Origin of the sequence: Saccharopolyspora sp., assembly GCF_017434145.1 — a bacterium.
Taxonomy (GTDB): Bacteria; Actinomycetota; Actinomycetes; order Mycobacteriales; family Pseudonocardiaceae; genus Saccharopolyspora_C; species Saccharopolyspora_C galaxeae.
Genome location: NZ_JAFRFW010000394.1, coordinates 1 through 4,371 on the forward strand (window position 1 = coordinate 1; position 4,371 = coordinate 4,371).

Genomic DNA, 4,371 nt, shown 5'->3' on the forward strand with positions numbered 1-4,371 from the left:
CGCCAGGCGCGGGAACGCGGCGCCCGGGTGACCAGGGCCGTCATCGACGGTGCGCAGAAGGCGCTGGAGCGGATCGCCGGGTCGCTGCGCGCGGCCACCGACGAACGCGACACCGCGCAGGCCCAGCAGGCCGAGCACGACCAGGCGTTGGGCACGGTGCGCGCGCGGGTCCGCGAACTCGGCGGCGAGCTGGAGAAGCTCACCGACGCGGTGCACCGCGACGAGATGGTCCGCGCAGAGCAGCGGCTGCGCATCGAACCGCTCGAGAACAAGATCATCGAAGATTTCGGCATCGGGCTGGACGACCTCGTCGAGGAGTACGGCCCGACCGTGCCGGTACCGCCGACGCCCGCCGAGGTCGCCGAGTACGAAGCCGCCAAGGAACGCGGCGAAGAGGTCAGCGAACCGCCGTCGATGCCCTACGACCGCGGTACCCAGGAACGCCGCGCCAAGCGCGCCGAGAAGGACCTGTCGCTGCTCGGCAAGGTCAACCCGCTGGCGCTGGAGGAGTACGCGGCGCTGGAGGAGCGCTACCGGTACCTGTCCGGCCAGCTCGAAGACCTCAAGGCCACCCGCCGCGACCTGCTCGACGTGGTCAAGGAAGTGGACGAGAAGATCCTCGAGGTCTTCCAGTCCGCGTTCCACGACGTGGCCGAGGAGTTCAAGCAGGTGTTCTCGGTGCTGTTCCCCGGCGGTGACGGGCGGCTGGTGCTCACCGACCCGGAGGACATGCTCAGCACCGGCATCGAAGTCGAGGCGCGCCCGCCCGGCAAGAAGGTCAAGCGGCTCTCGCTGCTGTCCGGCGGGGAGAAGTCGCTGACGGCGGTGGCGATGCTGGTGGCGATCTTCCGGGCGCGGCCATCGCCGTTCTACGTGCTCGACGAGGTCGAGGCGGCGCTGGACGACACCAACCTGCGGCGCCTGATCACGCTGCTGGACCAGCTGCGCAGCACCTCGCAGCTGCTGATCATCACGCACCAGAAGCCGACCATGGAGATCGCCGACGCGCTCTACGGCGTGAGCATGCGCGGGGACGGCATCACGACCGTGATCTCGCAGCGGCTGCGCGGCTCGGAACCGGAGCCGGACCCGGCGGCTGCCGGGCCGCCGCCGGAGGTCGTCGCGGACGGGCCGGAAGCGGAATCGGGCCCGGAATCGGGCCCGGAATCGGGACCGGAGCCGGATTCGGAAGCCGCTGCGGACGCCGAGCAGCAGGCCGCGGAACACCCCTGACCTAGGACGGTTCCATGTCTCGGTGTTCCCGCCCGACATCCTCGATCCGCCGCGGGTACTGCTCGAACGCAGCACCAACCTGGTGCACCTGAACCGGATGGACCGCGGTGGGCACTTCGCCCCGGTCGAGGAGCCGGAGCTCTACGTCGGCGAACTCCGGGACTTCTTCCGGCCTTTCCGGTGATCCGGCCCGTTCGGCCTGGCGTGAGGTCGTGCGCACCGGAGGACGGCGACGGCTACCTCGGCTCGATCGTGCTGGCCGCGGATCAGGACGGTGCGTGAGGCGCCTCGGCCACGCTCGGCCCGGGCCGGTCGCAATACCGGAGATCGGCCGAGTGCTCGCGGGCATTACGGTGTGTGCCGAATCCGCCGGACGCCGCCAGGAGGCCCGCATGTCGCAGCCGTACGGTCCGCAGGGCCAGCCGTACCCGCCCGCCGGTCAGCAGGCGCCGCACGGTCAGCAGACACCGCCTCCGAACGGATACGCACCGCAGCCTCACCCGGGCGCCGGGCCGCAGTACCAGCCGGGTTCGGGCCCGGTGCCGCAGCTGTACCCGAACTCGGGGCCGATGCCGCAGCAGCAGCCGGGGTCGGGGCCGTTCCCGCAACAGCCCCATCCCGGGTCGGGCCCGTTCCAGCAGCCGCATCCGGGGTCGGGGCCGCTGCCGCAGCAGGGATACCCGCCGCAGCCCGGTTATCCGCAACAAGCCGGCTATCCCCAACAGGCCGGCTATCCGCCGCAGCCCGGTTATGCCGGCCCGTACGCGCAGCCGGGTCAGCCGCAGCCCGGGTTCCCACCGGGTTTCCCGCCGCAGCCCGACCAGAACGGCCAGCCCGGCCAGCAGCACGGCCACCTCGGGATGACCCAGCAGATGCCGGGCAAGCCTCCGATGGGGCCGCCTCCCGGCATGGGCCGCATCGTGCTGGACTCCTCCTACCTGCCCATGGCGTTCACGCTGGCACTGTTCAAGCCCGGCCTGACCATCAACGGACAGCCGGGACCGCCGGTGGGCTGGGGCAAGACCGCGATCGACCTGCCGCCGGGGCAGTACCAGATCGAGGTGCACGTCAACTACCTGTGGAAGTTCGGCTCGGCCACCGCGATGATCCCGCTGAGCGCGGGCCAGCGGGTCGACGCCTTCTACCGGTCGCCCGCCATGGCCTTCGGCGACGGCAACCTCGGCCCGACACCGCAGTCCACGCCGAACGTCGGCATGACCGTCGGTGCTTGCGTCGCGGCCGCCGTCGTCGGCCTGCTGATCGTCTTGCTCCTGTTGCTCTGATCCGCCGGGACGGCTCCGCTCACTCCGCGGAGCCGACCGGTTCGGGCGCCGGGCGCGGGTTCCGCAGCGACAGCAGGCCGCCGACGAGCAGCGTCACGACCACTCCGAGCGGGGTGAGCCACGGGAACGCCAGCGTCGCCGAGCCGCCCTCGCCGTCCGGGAACATCAGCAACGCGTCCCCGTCGCCCGCGATCGGCAACGCCACCAGCAGCACCACCACCAGCGTCGCCACGAACGCGACGATCGCGTCCAGCTGCCGCGCCCGCCGCACCAGCAGTCCCAGCAGGAACGCGCCGAGCAGCGCGCCGTAGGTGTAGCTGGCGATCTCCAGCCCGAGCTCCACCACGGGGTTGTCGGTGCTGCTGAACAGCGACGCGAACACCACGAACACCAGCGCCCACACCAGCGTCCAGATCTTGCCGAGCCGCAGCACGCCCGCGTCGTCGCTGCGCCGGGTCAGCCGCCGGTAGAGGTCGCTGACCGTGGACGTGGACAACGAGTTCAGCGACGAGGACAACGTGCTCATCGCCGCGGCGAGGATGCCGGCGATCAGCAGCCCGGACAGCCCCGGCGGCAGCTCGTTCACGATGAACCGGGGGAACAGCTCGTCCTTGCTGGCCATGCCCAGCTCGGCCGGGGCGGCGCCGCCGTGGAACGACCACAGCATGGTGCCGATGAACAGGAACAGCGCGAACTGCAGCGCGACCACCACACCGCTGCCGATCAGCGCCAGCTGGCTCTCCCGCAGGTTCCGGCAGGACAGCAGCCGCTGCACCATCAGCTGGTCGGCACCGTGCGAGGCCATCGCGAACACCGCGCCGCCGAGCACGGCGGTGATGAACGCGTACTGCTCGGTGACCACCGAAGAACCGAAATCCAGCAGCTGGAACTTGCCTTCGGACCAGGCGGTGGACGCCCAGTTCCCGGGTAGCCGGGTCGAGAGCACTCCCGCGGTCAGCACCGCCCCCGCGACGTAGACCAGCATCTGGATCGCGTCGACCCACACCACGGCCTTGATCCCGCCGAGGTAGGTGTAGATCACCGTGATGATCGAGAGCACCAGCACGATCTGCCAGTAGGAGAACTGCAGGCCGAAGGCGTCCAGCATCACCTTCACCGGGATCGCGGTGGCGAACAGCCGCAGCCCGTCCGCGAGCAGCCGGGTGATCAGGAACGTCACCGACGCGGTGCCCTGCAGCCCGGAGCCGAAGCGCTGGCCCAGGAACTCGTAGGCGCTGACCAGGTTCCCGGCGTAGTAGCGCGGCAGCAGCACGAACGCGACCACGATCCGGCCGATCAGGTAGCCGATGGCCAGCTGCAGGTAGGTGAAGGTGCCGAGGTAGGCCACCGTCGGCACGCTGATCACCGTCAGCGTGGAGGTCTCGGTGGCCACCACGGAGAAGCACACCGCCCACCACGGCAGGTTCCTGCCGCCGACGAAGTAGTCCTGCGAACTGCGTTGCCGCCCGCTGAGCAGCAGGCCCAGCAACGGCATCGCGATCAGGTACACCCCGATCACGATGAGATCGACGGACCGCATTCGCCCTCCTGTGAATTCGTCGTGGGGTGGTCGGTGATGCGCAGGCGCCGCACCGGTGCGGCGGGTTCCGGAAGGTGCAGCGGTCCGGTGCCGGGCGTGATCGAGCCGAGTGGCCGCGGGTCCGCGCCGGTGGTTCCCGGCACGTTGCCCGGCAGCCCGTGCCAGGTCAACCAACCCAGCAGCGCCGTCAGGTACGCCTCCTTGCCGTGCGCGGGCAGCCCGAGTTCGTCGCTGGTGCGCAGTTCGATCGCGCCGAGTTCGCGGCGCAGCGCGTCCATCAGCACCGGGTTGCGGACGCCGCCGCCGGAGGCGATC

At 70.6% G+C, this 4,371-nt stretch carries 5 protein-coding genes; 3 read left to right on the top strand and 2 right to left on the bottom strand.

Going from position 1 to position 4,371, the window contains the following annotated elements; genetic code table 11:
• The 3 genes from IJH84_RS10755 to IJH84_RS10765 all read left to right on the top strand — a co-directional run.
• Nucleotides 1-1,233, top strand: a 1,233-nt coding sequence (locus IJH84_RS10755) for an AAA family ATPase (RefSeq protein WP_295143454.1), incomplete at its 5' end; no start/stop codon positions are given.
• A 22-nt stretch (nucleotides 1,234-1,255) separates the two neighbouring features.
• Entirely contained in the window at nucleotides 1,256-1,417 is a 162-nt protein-coding gene (locus IJH84_RS10760) for a hypothetical protein (RefSeq protein WP_295143457.1), read from the top strand.
• Between the two features lie 208 nt (nucleotides 1,418-1,625).
• Nucleotides 1,626-2,516: a hypothetical protein gene (locus IJH84_RS10765; protein WP_295143461.1), complete on the top strand. Its 891-nt coding sequence runs from the start codon at nucleotides 1,626-1,628 to the stop codon at nucleotides 2,514-2,516.
• A gap of 19 nt (nucleotides 2,517-2,535) precedes the next feature.
• On the opposite strand, the gene IJH84_RS10770 is transcribed toward IJH84_RS10765, so the two are convergent.
• Both IJH84_RS10770 and IJH84_RS10775 read right to left on the bottom strand, forming a co-directional pair.
• Nucleotides 2,536-4,056, bottom strand: coding sequence for a sodium:solute symporter (locus IJH84_RS10770; RefSeq protein WP_295143463.1), 1,521 nt, complete (start codon nucleotides 4,054-4,056; stop codon nucleotides 2,536-2,538).
• Nucleotides 4,032-4,371 (bottom strand): anhydro-N-acetylmuramic acid kinase (locus tag IJH84_RS10775; RefSeq protein WP_295143466.1); only part of this gene is annotated, 340 nt, incomplete at its 5' end. The genes IJH84_RS10770 and IJH84_RS10775, both read right to left, overlap by 25 nt.